The 23,738-nt window shown below is 54.5% G+C and carries 10 protein-coding genes; 9 read left to right on the top strand and 1 reads right to left on the bottom strand.

Annotation, left to right across the window (positions count from 1 at the left end; translation table 11 throughout):
* Positions 1–304: 304 nt before the first annotated feature.
* Positions 305–1,708 (bottom strand): alanine/glycine:cation symporter family protein, encoded by a 1,404-nt coding sequence (locus C7E10_RS04625; protein ID WP_105326183.1) that lies wholly within the window; start codon positions 1,706–1,708, stop codon positions 305–307.
* Positions 1,709–2,116: 408 nt separating this feature from the next.
* On the opposite strand from C7E10_RS04625, the gene tig reads away from it, so the two are divergent.
* The 9 genes from tig (at position 2,117) to C7E10_RS04580 (ending at position 23,669) form a co-directional block, all read left to right on the top strand.
* Positions 2,117–3,457, top strand: coding sequence for a trigger factor (tig, locus tag C7E10_RS04620; protein WP_105326182.1), 1,341 nt, complete (start codon positions 2,117–2,119; stop codon positions 3,455–3,457).
* A gap of 20 nt (positions 3,458–3,477) precedes the next feature.
* The gene (clpP, locus tag C7E10_RS04615; RefSeq protein ID WP_105326181.1) at positions 3,478–4,077 is read left to right on the top strand and encodes an ATP-dependent Clp endopeptidase proteolytic subunit ClpP; all 600 of its coding nucleotides are present in this window, start codon (positions 3,478–3,480) and stop codon (positions 4,075–4,077) included.
* A gap of 36 nt (positions 4,078–4,113) precedes the next feature.
* Positions 4,114–5,385 (top strand): ATP-dependent Clp protease ATP-binding subunit ClpX, encoded by a 1,272-nt coding sequence (gene clpX, locus C7E10_RS04610; protein WP_105326180.1) that lies wholly within the window; start codon positions 4,114–4,116, stop codon positions 5,383–5,385.
* A gap of 61 nt (positions 5,386–5,446) precedes the next feature.
* Complete coding sequence (lon, locus tag C7E10_RS04605; protein ID WP_105326520.1) at positions 5,447–7,765, top strand: endopeptidase La; 2,319 nt, start codon at positions 5,447–5,449, stop codon at positions 7,763–7,765.
* A 1-nt stretch (position 7,766) separates the two neighbouring features.
* Positions 7,767–8,402 (top strand): ribosome biogenesis GTP-binding protein YihA/YsxC, encoded by a 636-nt coding sequence (gene yihA, locus C7E10_RS04600; protein WP_105326179.1) that lies wholly within the window; start codon positions 7,767–7,769, stop codon positions 8,400–8,402.
* A gap of 145 nt (positions 8,403–8,547) precedes the next feature.
* Complete coding sequence (locus C7E10_RS04595) at positions 8,548–8,970, top strand: ferritin family protein (RefSeq protein WP_105326178.1); 423 nt, start codon at positions 8,548–8,550, stop codon at positions 8,968–8,970.
* A gap of 218 nt (positions 8,971–9,188) precedes the next feature.
* Positions 9,189–10,040, top strand: a complete 852-nt coding sequence (locus C7E10_RS04590) for an aldo/keto reductase (RefSeq protein ID WP_105326177.1) — start codon at positions 9,189–9,191, stop codon at positions 10,038–10,040.
* Between the two features lie 600 nt (positions 10,041–10,640).
* Positions 10,641–15,152, top strand: coding sequence for an autotransporter outer membrane beta-barrel domain-containing protein (locus tag C7E10_RS12035; protein ID WP_160101829.1), 4,512 nt, complete (start codon positions 10,641–10,643; stop codon positions 15,150–15,152).
* Between the two features lie 711 nt (positions 15,153–15,863).
* Complete coding sequence (locus C7E10_RS04580; RefSeq protein WP_105326176.1) at positions 15,864–23,669, top strand: hypothetical protein; 7,806 nt, start codon at positions 15,864–15,866, stop codon at positions 23,667–23,669.
* Positions 23,670–23,738 lie beyond the last annotated feature (69 nt).

Genomic DNA, 23,738 nt, shown 5'->3' with positions numbered 1-23,738 from the left:
CCCCTCTAGAACTTGACCAGTAGCGGCATAGAACGCTTCCTGAGTGGTTCGCCGTTTCCAATCAGCGGCGTCCTAACGGACTTGCTTCTTGGACGGCTATCACATAGGTCGCATATTCCAAATGTCCTTGAGAAACTGCATTGACATTTGGATGCGACCGTAAAACGTGTAGGAAGTGTCGCCGCAGGCGACGATAGAAGTTTCATTATTTTACAGTCCTCTTAATGGCTAGTGTGGTCTGCACAACTTCTATTTTAAATAAAAAAACCTCTGCCAAGCGGCAGAGGTTTTTTGTACAGGGAGGTTATTTCCAATAGTCCAGGTTGGAGGTATCCAGGCCGATGTTCTTGGCTTTGAATACGGGTTTCTTGCCTTCCTTCAGTTGGCGGCCGTAGTCGTCCATTACTTTCAGGGCGGTGTTGCTCAGGGCCATGATGGAAGGAATGTTTACCAGGCACATGAAGGCCATGGTGATATCAGCAGCAGCCCAGGCGTTGTCCATGGTCATGCCGGCACCTACGAAGATAACCAGAACGGCCAGGATGCGGTACAGGGTCATGAAGCTCTTGCCAGGGGTCTTGCTGTGGTTCAGGTAGTTCAGGCAGTTGTCCACGTAGAACAGGTTGCCAATCAGGGTGGTGAAGGCAAACAGTACCATGGCCACGGTGATCAGGATGGGGCCAACAGCGCCAAAGTCCACTTGTACAGCAGCCTGTACATAGGGGGCACCAGCCATTTCCTTGGTGGGAATAACGCCGGAGAACATGCACATGAAAGCGGTAGCGGTGCAGAGCACGGTATCGATGAATACGGACAGCATCTGTACCAGACCTTGCTGGGCAGGGTGAGCTACGTCAGCAGCGGCAGCGGCGTTAGGCGCACTGCCCACACCAGCTTCGTTGGAGTACAGGCCGCGTTTAATGCCGTACATCATGCAGGAACCGCCAATGCCGGCCAGAATCTTTTGGAAGTTGAAGGCATCGGAAAAAATTTCGACGAGAACGGTGGGAATCATATCCAGGTGCATTACAATAACCACCAGGGCCAGCAGTACGTACAGGATGCCCATGAAGGGAACCAGTTTTTCGGTGACGCTGACGATCCGTTTGCCGCCGCCGATGATGCAGTAGCCAACCAGTACGGCCAGGATACCGCCGATGACCCAGGGGGTGGTTACCTTGTCATAGAAGCCGTAGACGGCGAAGGTGGATTGCAGGTTGTAGGAAGCCAGCAGGTTAAAGCCGCCGGCGTAGGTAGCAATCAGGGCTACAGCGAAAGCGCAGCCCAGGCCTCTGCTGTGCAGGGCGGTTTCAATATAATAGGAAGGGCCGCCGTAGCTGTCGCCGTGTTCGTCCCGGCGTTTGTAGACCTGCGCCAGGGTGCTTTCAATGAAGGCAGTGGAACCGCCGATGATGGCAATCAGCCACATCCAGAACACGGCACCAAAGCCGCCCAAGCACAGGGCAGTGGAAATCCCGATGATGTTGCCGGTGCCCACCCGGGATGCGGTGGAAACCATCAGTGCCTGGAAAGAAGAAATGGACCCTTCTTTTTCAGGTTTCTCCATGACTACGCGGATGCATTGGGTCAGCCAGCGGCCTTGAATAAAACGAGTGCGGTAAGTAAAATAAATACCGGCTACCAGCAAAACAATGACCAGAATGGGGTAATACAGTACGTCGTCCAGCGTGGTGAGAATTTGAGACATTGTTTGTTCCTCCCTTGTTGTTTTGATACCTGTACATGTAATACAGAATATCATAATGTTTTGTTGCTTGAATTATATACTATCAAGGCGAACAATACAAAGGTTTTTTAACAGATTGTTAAAGATTTATTGAATTAACATGGTAAAGAATACTTTATACAATTTTGGGGAGGAAAAGACGCTGTTTTACATAAATATTTTACCGGGAACCTAAAAAGTTTTTCTAATATAATGAATTATCCCTTTAACGTACCGAAAAAGGCGAAAACGGCGTCTTTCCTTACAAAAAGTTGCTTATTTATGCCTTTTGTGCTATGCTATATGAGCGGTTTTTTAAGTAATTACAGATAGTCTGTTTAGCGAGATACATGGATTGTGGCTGACAGCAATGTGAGGAGGATTTTTTTAATGAGCGTTTCCGTAGAAAGAAATGGTAATGAAGCAACGTTAAAAATCAATTTACCGGTAGAAGATGTAGCAAAAGCCTTTGACAAAGCAGTTGCCAAGATCAACAAGCAAGTAACGATCCCTGGCTTCCGTAAAGGCAAAGCTCCCCGCCGTGTGCTGGAACTGCACGTAGGCAAGGATGCCATCAAGGAAGAAGCTTTCGAAATCGTCGCCAATGAACAATATAGAAAAGTATTGGAAGACAACAAGCTGGTTCCTGTGTCCGACCCTGAAATCAAAGATTCCAAATTTGAAGAAGGCGAACCTCTGGACCTGACCCTGGCCATCACCCTGCGTCCGGAACCGGAACTGGGCCAATATAAGGACCTGGATGTTCAAAAGGAAGAAAAAGAAATCACCGAAGCTGACGTGGATAAAGCCGTTGAAGAACTGCAAAACCGCGCTGCCAAAATGGTAGAAGCTCCGGAAGGCAAGAAACTGGAAAAAGGCGACCTGGCTACCATCGACTTCGCTGGCACCATTGACGGCGAACCGTTTGCCGGCGGCGAAGGCAAAGGCTATCCTCTGGAAGTAGGCAGCAACAGCTTCATTCCTGGTTTCGAAGATCAGCTGGTAGGCCTGGGCAAAGGCGATTCCACTGATGTAAACGTTACTTTCCCGGAAGACTACTTCTCCAAAGAACTGGCTGGCAAAGCTGCTGTGTTCAAAGTCAACGTCCAAGACGTAAAGGTGAAGGAAGTTCCCGAAGTTAACGACGAACTGATTGCCAAGAATTCCGACAGCAAGACCGTTGCCGAATTCCGTGAAAAGACCCTGGACCGCATGAAGAAGGCAGAAGCTGACCGTGCCCAGTCCGAATACGAACGGAAACTCATCGAAAAGGCTGTTGAAAACGCCAAATTCGAAGTTCCTGAAGTAATGGTAGAACAACGTGCTAACCAGATGATTGACGAACTGGCCATGAACCTGGAAAGCCACAAAATGAGCCTGCCCATGTACCTGTCCTATCTGGGCAAGGATGTAAAGACCTATCGGGACGAACAAAAACCTGTAGCTCTGGCCAACATCAAAACCGACCTGGTTCTGGATGCCATTGCTCTGGCTGAAGGCCTGAAGATCTCCGATGCAGAAGTACAAAACGAACTGGCTCAGCTGGCTGCTGCCCATGGCGCAACGGTTAAACAAGTTGAGAAAATCGTGAAAGAAAATGGTTCCCTGGCTCTGTTGGTTGCCAACATTGTACGCCGCAAGGCTGCTCGGCTGGTTATCGACAGCGCAAAGAACGCTCCCAAGAAAGAAGAAGCTGCTGCTGAAAAAACGGCTGCTGCTGAAGAAAAATAAAACCGCAGGAGGTGGACGGCATGCCTTATGTACCTATTGTGGTAGAACAGACCAGTCAAGGCGAACGGAGCTATGATATCTATTCCCGTCTGTTAAAGGACCGGATTATTTTCGTCACCGGCGAAATTGAAGATCACATGGCCAACCTGATTATTGCCCAGCTGCTGTTCCTTGAATCCGAAGATCCGGATAAGGATGTCCATCTCTATATCAACAGCCCTGGCGGCAGTGTAAGCGCCGGACTGGCGATTTATGATACCATGCAGTACATTCGCCCGGATGTGTCCACCATTTGTGTGGGTATGGCCGCATCCATGGCGTCTGTTTTGCTGGCTGCCGGAACCAAAGGAAAACGGTTCGCGCTGCCCCATTCCCGGGTGATGATTCATCAGCCGCTGGGCGGGGCCCAAGGACAGGCAACGGATATTGCCATCCATGCGCGGGAAATCCTGCGGGTTCGGGAAGAGATGAACAACATTTTGGCACTCCATACGGGAAAGACCCCTGCACAGATCCAAGAGGACACGGAACGGGATCATTTCATGACCAGTATGGAAGCCAAGGAATACGGGTTGGTAGACCAGGTGGTCGAAAATGCGCATTCCATCAGTAAGGGGTAAGACCCATCTTGCCCTGGCTGTTAGGAGGGGTGTCAGATGGCATTTGATGATAAGATGAATCCCCAGGGGCCGGAGTATACCTGTTCGTTCTGCGGCAAAAAGCAGAGCCAGGTGAAAAAGCTCATTGCGGGTCATAACGTGTTTATTTGTGACGAATGCATTGCTTTGTGCAATGAAATGCTGGAGAAGGACCTGAGCAAACCGGTAGCAGAAACGCTGACGGATTTGCCCAAACCCAAGGAAATCAAGGAAATCCTGGACGAATACGTAATTGGACAGGAAGATGCCAAGAGAACCTTGTCCGTAGCGGTGTACAACCACTACAAGCGGATCAATTATGAGCGCGCCCACCATTCGGATGTGGAACTGCAAAAGTCCAACATCTTGATGCTGGGGCCCACGGGCAGCGGCAAGACGCTGCTGGCTCAGACTTTGGCCAAAATCCTGCGGGTTCCCTTTGCCATTGCCGACGCTACGTCTTTGACGGAAGCCGGCTATGTAGGGGAGGACGTGGAGAACATTCTGCTGCGCCTGATCCAGAATGCTGATTATGATATCCCTGCTGCAGAACGGGGTATCATTTATATCGATGAAATCGACAAAATTTCCCGGAAATCGGAAAATCCCTCCATTACCCGGGATGTATCCGGTGAAGGTGTACAGCAGGCCCTGCTGAAAATCCTGGAAGGGACCGTGGCCAATGTGCCTCCCCAGGGCGGCCGTAAGCATCCTCATCAGGAACTGATTCAAATCGATACCACCAATATCCTGTTTATCTGCGGCGGGGCCTTTGCGGGCCTGGAGAACGTCATCAACGCCCGTACCGGCAAAAAGAGTATGGGTTTTGGTGCGGATATCGCCACTGCCCAGCAGAAGAAGGATGAAAATGTTTTCCGGAAAGTGCTGCCGGAGGACTTTGTGAAGTACGGCTTGATTCCCGAGTTCGTAGGCCGGCTGCCGGTGGTAGTGACCTTGGACAAGTTGGATGAAAGCGCTTTGGTGCGGATTCTTACCGAACCGAAGAATGCGCTGACCAAGCAGTACGAAAGCTTCCTGGCCATGGACCATGTGGACCTGGAATTCGAGGACAGTGCCTTGAAAGCCATCGCCCATGAAGCCCTGGAACGGAATGCAGGCGCCAGAGGGCTGCGGGCCATTATCGAAAACATCATGAAGAATGTGATGTACGAAGTGCCCAGCCGGGACGATGTGGAAAAATGCATCGTTACCAAAGAAGTGGTCACCGACAAAAAGGAACCCACCCTGGTGCTGAAGGAAAAGAAAAACGACACAAGAAAGAATGCCTAGAGAAAAGGAAAAGGGATATCCCTTTTCCCCTTTTTCTCTATACGTAAGGACGGTGAAAACCATGTTGGATGCAACAAGTTTAAGATTACCTTTACTGCCATTGCGGGGGATTATCGTATTCCCTGGAATGATCATCAACCTGGACGTGGGGCGTGAACGCTCCATTAAATCTGTAGAAACCGCCATGAACACCACCAAGCAGATCCTGCTGGTTACCCAGCGCTCTGCTGAAGATGCCGATCCGACGGCCAAGTCCCTGTATACCTTTGGTGTGATTGCGGAAGTGAAGCAGATGCTGAAGCTGCCCAATGGAGCCATGCGTATCCTGGTGGAAGGCCTGGAACGGGTAGAAGTGATTTCCGTAGTAGATGCCGTAGGCATGAATCTGGAAGCCTACGTGGAAAAGCGCCCGGATATTATTGACAACTCCGCTGAAGTGGAAGCCCTGCGCCGGATGATGGAGCAGACCTTCGAACAGTGGGTGGTTGCCACCAAGAAAGTCAATTCCGAAGTGCTGCTGACCTTTAAGGACCAGGAAGACCCGGGCCGGATTGCCGACCTGATTGCCGGGTACCTGACCATTGAAATAGATGAAAAGGAAAAAATCCTGGAAGCCGTGGATGTAAAGACCCGGCTGAAGCTGCTGTACACCGATCTGTGCAAAGAGCTGGAAATCGTGAACCTGGAAAAGGATATTTCTGCCCAGGTCCGGAAACAGATCGAACAAAACCAAAGAGAATATTACCTTCGGGAACAGCTCAAGGCCATCAACAAGGAATTGGATGAAGGCTCCGATAAAGAGTCCGAAGTAGATGAATATAAAGCGAAAATGAGCAAGCTGAAGCTTCCCAAGGACGTGAAGCAGAAGCTGGAAAAGGAACTGGACCGGCTGTACAAGATGCCGCCTATGATGGCTGAAAGTGCCGTCATCCGCAACTATCTGGATACGGTGCTGTCCCTGCCCTGGGGCAAGACTACCCGGGAAAACTATGACCTGAAAAAGGCTGCGGAAGTCCTGGATAAGGACCACTATGGTTTGAAGAAGGTAAAGGAACGTATCCTGGATTACCTGGCAGTACGGGCCATTACCAAAACCAACAAGGGACCTATCATTTGTCTGGTAGGACCTCCCGGCGTAGGCAAGACCAGCTTGGCCGAATCCATTGCCCGGGCTGTACACCGGAAATTCACCCGGATTTCCCTGGGCGGTATTCGGGATGAAGCCGAAATCCGCGGCCATCGCCGCACCTATATTGGCGCCATGCCCGGCCGTCTCATCAACGGCATGATTGACTGCGGCGCCGACAACCCGGTATTCCTGCTGGATGAAGTGGACAAACTGGGGGCTGACTTCCGGGGTGACCCGGCTTCCGCCCTGCTGGAAGTGCTGGATCCGGAACAGAACAGCCATTTCAGCGACCACTACATCGAGTTCCCCTATGATATGTCCAACGTATTCTGGATTGTAACCGCCAATACGGTGGAAACCATTCCGGCGCCTCTGCTGGACCGGTTGGAAGTCATCGAACTCAGCAGCTATACCGACGATGAAAAATTGAAGATTGCCCAGCTGCACCTGCTGCCCAAAGAACGGAAGGCCAACGGCCTGACCGGCAAGAACCTGACCCTGAGTGCTGCCACCATCCAGCACATTATCCGGGATTACACCCGGGAGGCCGGCGTCCGGAATCTGGAGCGGAAAATCGCTACGGTATGCCGGAAGGCAGACCGGAAGATTGTGGAAGAGAAAGTGGAGAAGGTTTCCGTAACCCCGTCCAACCTGAAAGACTTCCTGGGACCCATTATTTTCCTGGAAAGCGATATGCGGGCCAGATCCGAAGTGGGCGTCTGCACCGGCCTTGCCTGGACCAGCGTAGGCGGCGAACTGCTGAAGATAGAAGTGGTGGTCTGCGAGGGCAAGGGCAAACTGGTGCTCACCGGTCAATTGGGAGATGTGATGAAGGAATCTGCCCAGGCAGCCTTCACCTATATCCGTTCCCGGGCCAAAGAACTGGGTCTGGAGCCGGACTTCAATGAAAAGGTGGACATCCACATCCACGTACCTGAAGGTGCCATTCCCAAGGATGGTCCTTCCGCCGGTATTACCATGGCTACGGCTATGGAATCGGCACTGACGAAACGGAAAGTAAAGGCCGACCTGGCCATGACAGGTGAAATCACCATTACAGGACATGTTCTGCCCATCGGCGGACTGAAAGAAAAAGTGCTGGCTGCCCATCGGTATCGGGTGAAGACGGTGCTGATTCCCAAACAGAACGTACAGGATCTGGAAGAAATTCCGGAAAATGTCCGGGCTGATATGGAATTCATTCCTGTAGAGCATATGGATCAGGTGACCAAACTGGCTTTGGAGGAATAACATGACAACAACCCAGTGGGATATCATCGGAGCGGACTATGTAGCTTCCGCCGTCAAAGCCACCCAGTATCCCCAGGATACCATTGATGAGGTGGCATTTATCGGGCGGAGCAATGTGGGCAAATCCTCATTGCTGAACTCCTTGGCCCGGCGTAAGGGCCTGGCCCGGGTCAGCAGTTCTCCCGGCAAAACCCAAACCATCAACTTCTACTCCTTCCAGGCCAAGCGCCAGGTGGAGGAAGAGGTGCAGCGCCACACCCTGTACGCGGTGGACCTGCCCGGCTACGGGTTTGCCCGGACGTCTAAGGGAAACAAAAACGAATGGTCTGCCTTCATCTGCAAGTACATGGAAAACTCCCAGTTCCTGAAACTGGTTTGTGTACTCATGGACATTCGCCATGCTCCCATGGAAAGCGATATTGACTGCTACCAATGGCTGCTGAATCTGGGGCTGCCCCTGATGGTCATCCTGACCAAGGCGGACAAGCTGTCCAAGAACGCAGTGGCCAGCCAGAAAGCCCTGTACCAGAAAACCTTTGGCCTCAGGGACGACCAGATTATCACCTACAGCTCATCTTCCCATGTAACCCGGAAGGATTTGATCAACCGGATTATGGATCAGCTGGTAGAAAACTAAAAGAGAAGGATTGGAACGGCTTAGCCGGGCCAATCCTTTTCTTTTTGGGGAAACCGGAACAAACCCCAGGACTATGGTATAATGAGGCAGCAGCCGTCCTGGAAGATTGGCTTCCAGGACACTGTCGTTATAAGGAGGCTATACCATGAATCCAAAATTGACGGCCAAAGGAACGGCCATAGAAGAATTGATAAAGACCCTGCACGGGGCAGAAGTAAACGGTGCCAACGCCTATTATGTGCTGGCGGCCCAGGCTAAAAGCTATGGCCTGGAGGACCTGGCAGAGGCTATGCTGGCCAACGCCGCTGAAGATGCCTTCCACGGAGGCAAATACGGGGCGTTGCTGAACCCGGGCGCAGAAGGAGAAGCTGCCCTGTGGAAACGGGCCGTAGGCTTTTACCAGGCAGAAGCCGGGGCCCGGACAAAGCTGCTGGAACTGGCCCAGCAGGTACGGGACGCGGGCCTGCCGGAAATTGCTGACGAAATTGCCGCCACCATCCCGGAAGAAGACGAACACGCCCGGCGGCTGGCCAAGGTATTTGAAGCCCACGGCATCAGCTATAAATAAGCGTTACAGTGGTACGAAAATGACTTGCAGAACCTACGGGGTTTGCAGGTCATTTTTGCTTTGGGGCAACGGCAGGTGGAGGTATGCGCTGGGCGTATACCGGGGTTCGGGATTGGCATTGTACAGCGGGGCCGCAGCCTTCTACAATAAAGGGGAACAAAGTGTTTGGGCAGCGGCTGCAGTTTGGGGCGCTGCTTTTCTGGGAAAGGAGAAACAACATGGAATATGTTAAGTTAAACGATGGAAATCAAATCCCCGCAGTGGGTTTTGGGGTGTTCCTGATCCCCAATGATGGCTCCACCTATAAGGCGGTTTTGGAAGCCCTGAAGGCAGGCTATAGCCATATTGATACGGCAGCGGCCTACTTCAACGAAGCTGAAGTGGGGAAGGCAGTGAAGGACAGCGGCATTCCCCGGGAGGAAATTTTTATCACCAGCAAATTGTGGCTGCAGGACTACGGGTTTGCGGCTGCTACCAAGGGTTTGGATACTTCCTTGCAGAACCTGGACACGGACTATGTGGACCTGTACCTGCTGCACCAGCCTTATGGGGACGTACCTGGAGCCTGGAAAGCCCTGGAAGCGGCCCAAAAGGCCGGCAAGGTAAAGTCCATTGGGGTCAGCAACATGACGCCTAAAATCTGGAATTCCTTTGTGCCCCAATTTGACTCCCTGCCGGCGGTGAACCAGGTGGAGTGCAATCCCTTCTTCCAGCAGAAGGAACTGCGGGCGCTTTTGGCCCCTCAAAATGTAAAAATTGAAGCTTATAAGCCCCTGGGTCATGGGGACACAACTCTGCTGCAGCAGCCGCTGCTCAAGGCCCTGGCCAAGAAGTATGGCAAGAATGTGGGACAGGTAATCCTGCGCTTTGAGGTGCAGGACGGACTGATTGTCCTGCCCAAATCCACCAACCCGGGGCGGATTGCCGGGAACCTGGCTATTTTTGATTTTGCCCTGACGGCAGAAGAAATGGAACAGATCCGTGCCCTGGATACGGGCAAGGGCAGCCATGACCCGGAAACGCCGGGGATGGGAGAACTGCTGCTGAAAAACTACCGGGTCCACGACTAAGAAAATAAATTACTTTTTGTACACTGCAAGTTTCCTCTGGGACTTGCAGTGTATTTTTTATGCTGTCAGGAATTTCTAAAAGCAAAAGTTTCCGTTAGGTTTTTTGGCATAAGCAAATACTTTTACATATTCTCCTGAATCGGCAGAGAACCTTTGTTATTTTATAGAAATCATCTAACTGCATCAACAATTTTTGTAGGGCTGATTCCTTTTTGGCATAGGTTTACAACTAATATTCATAAGAAGATGCTTATGAATGTGTTTTGTTAAGGAAAGCGTGTTATAATGAATGGTACAGAATAAGAAATAATGATTTTTATTCAAATATGAGTTTCTATAAGGAGGCAGGGGGGCGCTGGTGCCTCCCTTTGCTTTCGGCAGAGTGCTTTAAACGAACTGCTTCAAATGCTTTTCAAGCGGGCCAGGCTGCTGACCAGTCCTTGCAAAAGGGCCTGACAGGAGTCCGGGCTTTGACCAGCGTTTAAGGCAATTGTGGAAACAGCCACTGGGGTTCTGTATGGGGCGGTGCTTTTTGTACGGGGGTATGGAAAGCCTGCAGCAGAACCTATGGCTATGGAAAAGGGGAAAAAGGCGATTTTTATGAAACAGGTATTTACGAACGGGCGGAAACAGGAATTGGCAAAACTGGTGGTACTGGGGATTTTGGCTGGGGGACTGGCCATTCCTGGTAGGGCCTTGGCTGCGGATCTAACGGTCACAACGGACCAGACCGGTCCTGTGTATGCGGCCACCGGCGATGGCGTAGAATTGAATAACCTGACAATTGGCTCAGTGTCGGTCACTCCAGGCCCCACCATTACCGGCTCGGCCTACGGCGGTATGGGTACCTCCGGCGGCAGCTACTCGGACACCAATACGGTTACCTTAAATAATGGTACCGTCACGGAAAACCTGTACGGCACGTACGATACGGATGCGGCTACGATAAGTACGACCACCATCAACGCCGGTACGGTGCAGGGAAACGTCTATGGCAGCTATAGCCAAAACGGTACGGCGGATTACAACCACGTGTATGTAGGCACTGATACAGCGAATACGGGCACCATTTCCATCGGCGGCGATGTCTACGGCGGCTATTTGGAAACCTACAATGCCGGCAGCAACAGTGTAGAAATTGACCGGGGCACCGTAACCGGCTCTGTCTACGGCGGTTCTGGCATTGGCGGCGCCGGCAGTACGGTTACCCTGGGTGCCGCCAGCAGCACCACAGGTCCTACCATCAGCGGCCGTGTCTATGGCGCCAATACTCCGGGTGGTACGACCTTCCAAAACGTAGTAACCATTAACAGCGGCACCGTGGCAGGCACTGTGTATGGCGGGGCAGGCCAAACAGCCACCTACAATGAAGTACACGTAAACGGCGGCAGCCTCCAAAACGGCCTCTATGGTGGCTACAGTACTGCCGGGGACCAAGTAAACCATAACATTATCACCCTCAGCGGCGGTACCATCTCGGGCACAATCTACGGCGGCTACGCCGGCGCCGGCAGCTCCAGCGATAACACCATCAACCTCTACAGCACCAATCTTACCAATGCCAGTTTGTACGGTGGTAATGGGAGCGCTCCTACTAACAACACCCTGAACGTCTATACGGTAGGCAATACCGTGAAAAACCTCGCTGCTTTTCAAAACCTGAACTTCTACGTTCCGGAAGCAGCCGCAACGAATACAGCCGCCATGCTCACCGTCACCGGTACAGCCGACGTAACGGGCAGCACCATCAGCGCCGGGGTACAAAATATCGACAGCTTTACCAAGGACCAGGTGATTACCCTTCTCACAGACGCTAACGGCATTACCGGCCTTGACGGGGTACAATTTGGCACCCTCACCGATGCGGGCTTTGCTGAGACTGGCTTTTACCTGACCAAAGCCAGTGATGGCAACTCGGTCCTTCTCACCATCGGCACCAAACCTGCTGACTCTGGCTCCGAGGACACCCCCGACACCACCGGCAACAACGTGGAAATCACCTCTGCCGGCAGCACCACCACCTACGGGGATTATAAGACGTCCTACCTGGCAGCCAAGGATTCCAACATTGTCACCGTGAAAAGCGGGAACCTGACAGGGGACATCTACGGTTCCTATATTGCCGGGGGCGACGCCTTCAGCAATGAGGTCCGGGTCCTTAGCGGCACTGTCACAGGTTCCGTCATTGGCGCCCACAGCACCGGCGGTGCGGATAACGTGGTTACTCTTGGAGCCGAAGGCTCCGCAGACGGTCCCACCGTTACCCAGGACGTGTCCGGTACGGATATTGCGGATACCAGCGGCAGCACCACCACCAACTATGTCAATCTGTACGGCGGTACGGTGGCTGGCAATGTGTACGGCGCCCGGGGCTTTACGGCCACCCACAACTACGTCAGTATCTATGGCGGCACTGTGGACAACATCTATGGCAGCTACGGCACAGAAGGCGGCTCCCACGACTATAACTCCGTTTCCATTTACGGCGGCAAGGTGACCGGCAGTGTCTATGGCAGCTATGACGAAGCTGGCTCCGTCTCCGGCAATATGATCAACCTGTACGGCGGCGACCTGACTGGGGCCAGCCTCTATGGCGGCGTGGGCAGCAGTGTCAGCGGCAACAGCCTGAACGTTTACACCGTAGGCAATACGGTGGCCAATATTTCCGGCTTCCAGAATCTGAATTTCTATGTGCCCAGTACGGCGGTGGACGGGGATACCATGCTTACTGTTACAGGGAACGCAGATATTACTGACAGTACCATCAGCGTCGGCGTAACCAACCTGGCGGCCTACAGCGGCAAGACCCTTACTCTCCTCACAGACGAGAACGGTCTTACCGGGCTGGCTACGGCCACTACGGGCATTCTTACCGATTCCGGCTTTGCCGCAGAGGGAATGACCATTACCAAGTCTTCCGACGGCAGATCCGTGATTTTGACCATTGCCGGCAGCAGTCAAAACACAGATACCAAGGACATCAATGGCGAGAATCTCAATAATGATGTATATGGCGCCTACAGCACTGGTTCCACCAACCTCTCCGGTCATCTAGTGAAGACTACCGCCAGTACCATCAGCGGCAATGTCTATGGTGCCTACTCGGAAAAAGGGGATGTGGACCATAACGGTATCGACGACTACTCCGGCACCATCAGCGGCAAGGTCTACGGCGCCTATACCAACGGCGGCAAGGCCGTAAACAACGCCGTAAGCGTGGCCTCCGGTACGGTGAATGACGATATCATTGGCGCCTACGGGGTCAAGGGCCAGGGCAACAGCGTTACCGTGGGGGCGGCCGGAACCGTGGGTCCCACCCTGAATGGCAACGTCTACGGGGCCGACAGTACGGGAACCATTTATGACAATACGGTCAACGTGAACAGCGGCACCATCGCCGGCGCAGTCTACGGGGCTAGGGGCCTGGGAACCACGTACAATACCGTCAATATGAACGGCGGCACGGTGCAAACCGGCATCTACGGCGGCTACAGCGCCACCAACGGCTCCGTGGACCACAACACCATTAACCTCAAGGGAGGCACCGTCAGCGGGGATATTTACGCCGGCTATTCCGAGCAGGGGGCGGCCAGCGACAACACCATTAACCTGTACGGCGGCAGCCTGACAGGGGCCAGCCTTTACGGCGGCGTGGGCAGCAGCACCACCGGGGGCAATACCCTGAATGTCTACAGCCTGAAAAGCACCGTAGAAAATCTGGGGGACTTCCAGAACATCAACTTCTACGTGCCGGCTGCCACCCGCACCGGCAGCACTATGCTGGCGGTAACGGGGAAGGCTGATGTAACGGATACGGTAATCAGCGCCGGGGTGTCCGATCTCAGCGCCTATACGGGAAAGACCGTCATCAACCTGCTCCAGGACGAAAACGGCATTACGGGCCTGGATACCACTTCCTTTGGCACAGTTACCGATGCAGGCTTTGCCACCACGGGCTTTACCCTGTCCAAGTCCAAGGACAGCAAAACCGTGCTTCTCACCATCGGCAGCAGCAATGCCACCCTGCCCGATGCCAAGGATGATGACAATCCGGATAACACCAACACCAACACCAATACAAACTCCAATACGAACACGAATACCAATACGAATACGAACACCAATGCCAATACCAACACCAGCACTGACTCCAGCAGTGAGGACAAGCTCCTGGCCCTCCACCTGAATCCGGATACCAAAATCCTGGTGGAGGCCCGGGAAGCAGCCCTGGGTATGCTGAACAATGCCGGGGACTTTATGGTGAATCAGGGGATTTTGGCTGCCCAGGACCAGAGCCGGGACATTCAGAAGCAGTACCAGCTGTTTGCGGTGCTGGGAGCCAATGACCTCCGGTATGAAACCGGTTCCTATGTGAAGAACCACGGCATGAATGCAGAGCTGGGCTTTGCCCGGCAGCTGCCCAGCGGGAAACATACGGCCTTACTTATGCCCTTTGTGGAATATGGCCATGGCAATTACACCAGCCACCTGGACGACGGCGCCCGGGGAGACGGGAAAAATACGTATTACGGGGCCGGCCTATTGGTACGCCAGGATAATGCCAATGGGATGTACACCGAGGGGAGCCTGCGGGTGGGCCATACCCAGGGGGACTACAGCGGCGCCATTGCGGGCTATAATGCCAGCTACGACCTGGACGGCACCTATACGGCGGCCCATATTGGCACTGGCCGGGAGTTCCAGCTGACGGACAAGGATAGCCTGGACGTATACGCCCGGTTCTTCTACACCCATATGAACAGTGCGGAAACCCACCTGCACAGCAGCCTGGGCAGTGCACCCTACGAATTTGACAGCGTAAACTCCTACCGCAGCCGGATTGGCACTCGCTGGACCCGGAACTACCGGGAAAACCAGAGCCTGTACGCAGGCCTGGCCTGGGACTATGAGTTCGGCAGCGGCGCCCGGGCTTCCTACCATGACCTGACTACCTTGAGCCCCGAGGTGAAAGGCGGCAGCGGTATGGTGGAACTGGGCTGGAGCAGCAAGGCCAGCCAGACCAATCCCTGGAGCGCCGATGTACGGCTGACCCAGTGGATGGGCAAGCAGAAAGGTACCCAGTTCAGTGTGGGCGCCCAGTACCACTTCTAATTGGATAAACAAAACCCCGGAACCAGAAACGGCTCTGGGGTTTGGGGCTTAACGGGAAAACCAAAATAAAACAATTTTTTTATACACTGCTGCAGTTGTATTTTGTGCTTGCAGTGTATTTTTTATGCCAGAAATAGTTCATAAAATTACTTTTTTCCCTGGAATCGCTGGTTTATAACGAAATTCTTTGGAGGTTTACCAGGGTAAGTGGACAATTTTTTACACTTCTCTTTGGATGCGTGCAGGAGTATAGAAATTCTGTAGTGCTTATGCACTATGGGCATAGGCCAATGCCTAAGATTCATAAGAATATACTTATACGCAATTTGTAGTAAGCAAACTATGATATAATAAACGATATAAAATAAATAATAATTATTATTATACAAATATTAACTTTTATAAAAAGGAGGGCGTGTATTGTCTTCGTTTTGTCCTTGCAAGAAAAGGCAAACGAAGCTGCGCAGTCGCAATCAAACTCAGCCTGGCTGCTATCAGACCGGGTACAAGCAGTACAGAATACTTTCAAATCCAACTAAGATGATGCAAAATCCCCTAAAAAGGTTTTGGCCGTCATTTTATGGCTTTGACGCACATTTGTTGAAATAGCTGCTGGAATTCTGAATGGGGTGGTGCTTTTTGTGCAGGGTACAGGAAGCCTGCAGCAGAAGTCCAGGGCTCTGAAGTAAAGGGGAAAATGAAAAATCTATTATGAAACAGCTTGCAGTGAATGGGAGAAAACAAGAACTGACAAAAGTATTGCTGCTGGGGATTTTGGCTGGGGGACTGGCCATTCCTGGTAGGGCCTTGGCTGCGGACCTAACGGTCACAGCGGACCAGACCGGTCCTGTGTATGCGGCCACTGGCGACGGGGTGGAAAGCAATAACCTGACCATTGGGTCGGTCACTCTAGCCACCACTATTACCGGCTCTGCCTACGGTGGTATGGGTACCTCCGGCGGCAGCTACTCGGACTCCAATACGGTTACCTTAAATAATGGTACCGTCACGGAAAACCTGTACGGCACCTATGACCCGGATATAGCGACCTACAGCACGGTAACCATCCATGACGGCACCGTACAGGGAAACGTCTATGGCGGCTATGCCCAAAGCGGTACCGCAAATAATAACCACGTCTATGTAGGCACGGATGCAAGCAATACCGGCGATATTTCCATTGGCGGCTCTGTTTACGGCGGCTATTCGGAACAAGGGGATGTCGGCAGCAACAGTGTAGAAATTGACCGGGGTACGGTAAAAGGGAATGTGTACGGCAGCTATGGAGCTGGCGGCTCCGGCAGTTCGGTTACCCTGGGCACCGAGGGCAGCACTATCGGTCCGTCTATTGGCGGCTCTCTTTATGGGTCCTATGGCACGTCCGGGTGGGCCTATGCCAATGGCCTTACCATTAACAGCGGCGAGGTGAAAGGTACCGTCTATGGCAGCTGGGGGAGCTTGGCTACGCAAAATACGCTGACCGTAAATGGCGGCACCATCGATCAGGGGATCTACGGCGGCTACAGCAGCGGCATCGCTGAAAATAATACTATCACCATCAAAGGTGGTACCATCACCGGTGATATTTACGGCGGTTACTCCACAGAGGGCGAGACCAACAGCAACACAATCAACCTCTACGGCGGCACACTCACTGACGCCAGCCTCTATGGCGGTGTCGGCGCCACCGGCAGAGGAAACAACACCTTGAACGTCTATACCTTGGGCAACAGTGTGGTGAATCTGGGCGCCTTCCAGAATCTCAATTTCTATGTTCCTGCCACGGCTGCCACGACGGCCAATGCTACCATGCTGACTGTTACGGGGAAGGCCGATGTGACCGGCAGCACCATCAGTGCTGGCGTGGAAAATATCGATGCTTTTACGACGAATCAGGTCATTACCCTTCTGACGGACAGTAACGGTATTATTGGGCTTGATGGCGTCACCTTTGGCACCCTGACAGATGCAGGCTTTGCCCAGACCGGGTTTTATCTGTCTAAGACGACAGACAACCATGCGGTTACCCTGACCATCGGCACGAAAACGGACGACAGCGGCTCTGGCTCCGGTGATTCCGGCTCCGGCAGTGGTTCCGATTCGGGAAATTCCGGCTCCAGTGATTCCGGCGACGTGACACCGGTGGCAGGCGATGCCGTAGAAATTACCACAGGCGGCACCACTGCGTCCTACGGAGATTATCAGACCAGCTACCTGACTAGTGCCGCCGATAACGTGGTTACCGTCAAGAGCGGCACCTATACCAGCTCCATCTATGGCAGCTATGGCGGCGACGGTGGTACCAGCAACAAGGTCAGTATCGGCGCAGTCGGTACAGACGGCCCGTCCATCACAGGCGATGTTCTGGGTGACAGCGGTACGGGGACGACCTATTTTAACGAAGTTACCGTAAACAGCGGCACCATTAATGGCACGGTCTACGGCGCCAAGAGCAATACGGCGACCTACAATACCATTACCGTAAACGGCGGTACCATCACAGGCGGCATCTACGGCGCCTACAGCACCAGTGATGCCAACGGTGCCATCAATAGCAACACGCTGAACCTCCTGGGCGGCAAAGTCTCCGGCGCTATTTACGGCGGCTATTCCGAAAACGGCTCCCTGGGCGACAATAACATCAACCTGAAAGGTACCGACGTATCGGGCGCCAGCCTTTACGGCGCGGCCGGAACGGGCTCGGGCATGGACACCAATACCCTGAACGTCTATACCTTGGGCAACAGTGTGGTGAACCTGGGCGGCTTCCAGAATATCAATTTCTATATTCCCGATACGGCCAAAAGCACAGAAAACGCTACGATGCTCACCGTCACGGATACCGCAGACATCACGAATACAGCCATTAAGGCGGGCATAGAAGACCTGACAGGCTATGCGGACGGCACGGTGATCACGCTCCTGACGGATGCCAATGGGCTTACGGGCCTTACCAGTGCCATGGTAGGCACCATTACGGATGCGGGTTTTGCCCAGGCAGGTTTCTATCTCACCAAGTCCCGGGATGGCAAAGCCATCGTCCTCACCATTGGCGAGAAACCGACGGATTACGTTACCATCGTCACGAATGGCAATACGGCGTCGTATCCGGATTACCAGACGGACTATCTTTCCAGCCAGCAGCAAAACAGCGTCACCCTTACAGGCGGCACCTTTGCCGGGGACATCTATGGCGCCAAGGCCACCAGCGGCGACACAGGCGACAATAAGGTTACCATCACGGCCGGTACGGTGCAGGCCTCGGTCTACGGCGCCTCCGGCGGTACAGGCGGCGGCAGCAATATCGTCACTCTGGGCACCAGCGGCACGGACGGGCCAACCATTACAGGAAATGTTTACGCCTATGACGGCACCGGGGTGTCCAGCTTTGACGCAGTGAGCGTAGCCAGCGGCTCTGTAGGCGGCACGATCTACGGTGCCAAGACCGATACGGCAACGTACAATACGGTTACGGTCAGCGGCGGCTCTGTAGGCAATATCTACGGCGCCTATAGCAGTAATAGCAATGGCGGCGTTGTGGATAATAACACGGTCACCCTCTCGGGCGGCACCGTCACCGGCGACGTCTATGGCGCCTACGGGGTAAGCGCTTCCGTAGGTTCCAATACGGTAAACCTCCAGGGCAGCACTGTCAAGGGGAGCGTCTACGCCGGCAGCTCCGAAAGCGGCTCAGCCAGCGGCAACACGATCAACCTGTACAGCACGGACGTGTCCGGTGCCAGCCTCTACGGGGGCGGCGGCACGGGCTCTGAATTTACCAATAACACCCTGAACGTCTATACCCTGGGCAACAGTGTGGCGAATATCGGCAATTTCCAGAATATCAATTTCTATATCCCCGATACGGCCAAGACCACGGCCGATGCCACCATGCTTACCGTCACAGGTACAGCGGATATCACGAACACGGCCATTAAAGCGGGCATTGCAGACCTGACAGGTTACACAGAAGGCACGGTCATCACGCTCCTGACGGACGATAATGGCCTGACGGGCCTGAAATCTGCTGCCGTAGGCACTCTCACGGACAGCGGCTTTGCCCAGACGGGCTATTATCTCACCAAGAGTAAGGACGGGAACTCCATCATCCTGACCATTGGCACAAAGCCCACCGATTATGTGTCTATCGTGACCAATGGCCTGACCTCGGCCTATCCGGACTACGACACGGAGTATCTCGCCAATACGAAGGGCAACACGGTTACGATTACGGGCAGTACTTTTGCAACGAATCTCTACGGCGCTTACGCCAGTGGGGTCGAGACCTCAGATAATACGGTCGCTGTCTCTGCGGGCACGGTGGACGCGTCCGTCTACGGCGCCTTTGGCGGCAGCAGCGGTACGAATAATACGGTCACCCTCGGTGCAGCAGGTACGGACGGACCGACCATTACAGGGGATCTCTACGCCTATGACGGTACGGGCATTACCAGCGGCAACACGGTCACTGTTTCTAGCGGCTCTGTGGGCGGCGCAGTCTACGGCGGCCAGGCCGCAACGGTCACTCAGAGCACCATCGCTGTAAACGGCGGCTCTATTACCAACGGCATCTACGGCGGTTACAGCACCAGCGGCGGCTCTGTCGACGAAAACGTCATCAACCTGAACGCCGGTACCGTAAGCGGGAACATCTATGGTGGCTACTCGGAAAATGGCTCTGTGGGCAGCAACGTGATCAACCTGTACAGCACGGACGTGTCCGGTGCCAGCCTCTACGGCGGCTATGGCGGTTCCGTTGATAATAATACCCTGAACGTCTACACCGTAGGCAATACGGTCCAAAATCTGGGCGGCTTCCAGAACCTGAATTTCTACGTGCCAGCTACGGCCGTAAAGGGCGACACCATGCTCACCATCACAGGTTCGGCCGACGTAACGGACGCTGCCATCCAGGCCGGTATTTCAGACCTGACGCAGCTCACAGACGGCGACGTCATTACGCTTCTGACGGACGCACAGGGCATTACAGGCCTAAAGAGTGCGGCCCTGGGCACCTTGACGGACGCGGGCTTTGCGACGACCAGTTTCTACCTTTCCAAGGACGCTGGCGGCACAGCCGTGTACCTCACCCTCGGCACGGACCCCAATGGGCCTTTGCCCGGCGATGACGTGACGATTACCACCCACGGCCTTACTGCCTCTTATGGGGATTTTAAAAAGAGCTACCTCTACGATACTGGGGAAAACCAAGTCACTGTTACGGGAGGCAGCCTGGGAGACGTGTACGGCGCCTATAGCGACAGCGAGGCTGTAAACAATAACACGGTTACGATTGCAGCAGGGACCCTGAACGGCTCCGTCACAGGCGCTTACGGGAGGAGAGCCTCCGGCAATCTGGTTACCCTTGGCGCGGACGGCACAGCCGGTCCTGCAATCACCGGTGAGGTCCTGGGCGCCAGCGTCAGTAGGACTGCCTATAATAACGCAGTCACGGTAAACAGCGGGACTATTGCCGGAACGGTCTACGGCGCTAAGGGCAGTGCGGCTACGTTCAATACGGTGACTGTAAACGGCGGCACCCTGACAAAGGGTATTTACGGCGGTTATAGTGACAGTGACGATTACGGCACCATCAATAACAATACGCTGAACCTCCTGGGCGGTACGGTCTCCGGCGTCATCTATGGCGGCTACACCGAAAACGGTTCCGTGGAGGGCAACGTCATCAACCTGTACAGTACGGATGTGTCTGGCGCCAGCCTTTACGGCGGCTCCGGCAGTTCCGTTTCCAACAATACCTTAAACGTCTACACCGTAGGGAATACCGTCCAAAACCTGGGCAGTTTCCAGAATATCAATTTCTACGTTCCGGCAGCCACCGCAGCGGGCAGTACCATGCTCACCGTGACGGGCACGGCGGACGTGACGGATTCCGTCATCAGCGCCGCTGTGGCCAATATCAACGACTACACAGGCACGACGCTCATCAACCTCCTCACAGCGGATACGCTCAAAGGCCTCGACAGCGTCACCTTTGGCAACCTGGTGGATGCGGGTTTTGCCACCAGCGGCTTTACCCTCATGAGGGGCGCTGACGGCAAGTCGGTTCTGCTCACCATTGGTACAGCAGCCAATGTGGAAATCACTTCCCAAACTGACTCCAAAACCCAGAAGTACGATACCTTCCAAACGGATTACCTAGGCGACACCAGCGGCAACACGGTTAGTGTCACCGGCGGCGACATAGAAACGACGGTTTACGGCGGCTACAACGACAGCACCAATGGCCTGAGCGTCGTAGAAGCCGTATCCCACAACAGCGTCACCGTCAGCGGCGGCACCGTAGGCGGCGTCAGCGGCGGCTATACCACCAGCGGCAGCATTACCGGCAACCAGGTGGCCCTGACCACGGGAACCACCTCAGACGGCACGATTACCACCAGCACCGTCACGGGCAATGTTTACGGCGCCCAAACCGAAAGCGGCAACGTGGGCACCACCAGCGGGGGCAACAGCGTCACCCTGGCCGCAGGGACTGTCAGCGGCAGTGTCTACGGCGCAGCTACGGCCAGCGGCACAGCCACTGGCAACAGCGTCACCCTCAAGGCGGCCACCGATACCACAGGAAATACCACCACCGCAACGGTCTCGGGCAGCGTTTACGGCGGCCAGAGCACCAGCGGCGACGTGGGCACGGCGGACGGCGGCAACAGCGTTACCGTCGAGGCCGGTACGGTCAGCGGCAGCGTCTATGGCGGGGCCACCACCGACGGCTCGGCCATTGGCAACCACGTCGTCATCAACGGCGGTACTCTGGGCACAACCACAACTGGCACGACCACCCTGCACGGCCTGCGCCTCCTGGCTCTGGCGCAAACTGGGACAACCAGCACGACGAGTCTCTACGGCGGCTATACGACCCAGGGCCTGGCCAGCGAAAACACGGTCACCGTCAACCAGGGGACTGTCACCGGCAGTGTCTACGGCGGTTATACGGACAGCGGCGACGCCACGCAAAATGTCGTCACCCTGAAGGGCGGCACGGTCAGCGGTACGGTTTATGGCGGCTATACGAATAACGGGACAGCCAGCGGCAACACGGTCAACGTCTACGGCGGCGATCTCACGGCGGCCAGCCTGAACGGCGGCTACGGCGTCACCGCTGCGGCGGCAGAAACGGGTGTTTCCCTTCTGGCTGTAACGGCTGCGGAAGCGGCCACTGCCGAAAGCCTGAGCAGCAGCGACAATACCCTGAACGTCTATACCACGGGCAATACCGTCGCCGGCCTCAGCAATTTCCAAAACCTCAATTTCTACATTCCTGCTGATGCGGCAGCCAATGCCACCCTGCTCACCGTTACAGGCACCGCAGATATTACCGGTGCCTCCGTGAAGGCGGGGATTGCCGATGCCACTACCCTGCCTGAAGGGGCGGAGATTACCCTGCTCACCGACAGCAACGGCATTACCGGGGTGGACACGGCTGCGTACGGCCTCCTGACCGATGCGGGCTTTGCCCAAAGAAATCTGTCCCTGGAATATACCGCGGACAGCATTACGGCCATCCTGGGCGGCCAGCGCATTAACGGCAGCACCGATAATGGCAATTCCAGCCAACCGGCGGGCCCCCATTTGAACGCCCAGACCAAGAGCCTGGTGGAAACCCAGGAAGCAGCCCTGGGTATGCTGAACAATGCCGGGGACTTTATGGTGAACCAAAGCCTGCTGGCCGGCCAGAACCAGGACGGCAGCGGGGAGTACCAGCTGTTTGCGGCAATGGGCGCCAGCAGCCTGCGGTACGAAACCGGTTCCTATGTGAAAAACCATGGCATGAACGCCGAGCTGGGTTTTGCCCGGCAGCTAAAGAGCGGGCAGCATACCGCCCTTATCATGCCCTTTGTGGAATATGGCAATGGCAATTATACCAGCCACCTGGACGACGGTACCCGGGGAGATGGACAGAATACGTACTACGGGGCCGGCCTCCTGGCACGCCAGGAGAACGCCAACGGCCTGTACACCGAAGGCAGCTTCCGGGTGGGGCACACCCAGGGGGACTACAGCGGCGTTATTGCAGGCTACCGGGCCAGCTATGACCTGGATCATACGTATACGGCGGCCCATATGGGCACCGGCCGGGAGTTCCAGCTGACGGACAAGGATAGCCTGGACGTATACGCCCGGTTCTTCTACACCCATATGAACAGTGCGGAAACCCACCTGCACAGCAGCCTGGGCAGTGCACCCTACGAATTCGACAGCGTGAACTCCTACCGCAGCCGGATTGGCACCCGCTGGACCCGGAATTATGGAAGCAGCCAGAGCCTGTATGGCGGCCTGGCCTGGGACTACGAGTTCGGCAGCAGTGCCCGGGCAGCCTACCACGATATGCATACCCTGAGCCCCGATGTGAAGGGCAGCAGCGGTATGGTGGAACTGGGCTGGATCAGCAAGGCCAGCAAGGAAAATCCCTGGAGCGCCGATGTACGCGTTACCCAATGGATCGGCAAGCAGAAAGGCACCCAGTTCAGTGTGGGCGCCCAGTACCACTTCTAAAAGGAATAACAAAAAAGAACCCCAGAACCAAAACGGCTCTGGGGTCTTTTTGTGGGCGGTGGGGCCAAC

Source organism: Acidaminococcus hominis (genome assembly GCF_900291475.1).
Lineage (GTDB): Bacteria > Bacillota > Negativicutes > Acidaminococcales > Acidaminococcaceae > Acidaminococcus > Acidaminococcus hominis.
The sequence above is the reverse complement of the archived record's forward strand: the minus strand, read 5'-3'. Positions and strand labels throughout refer to the sequence as shown.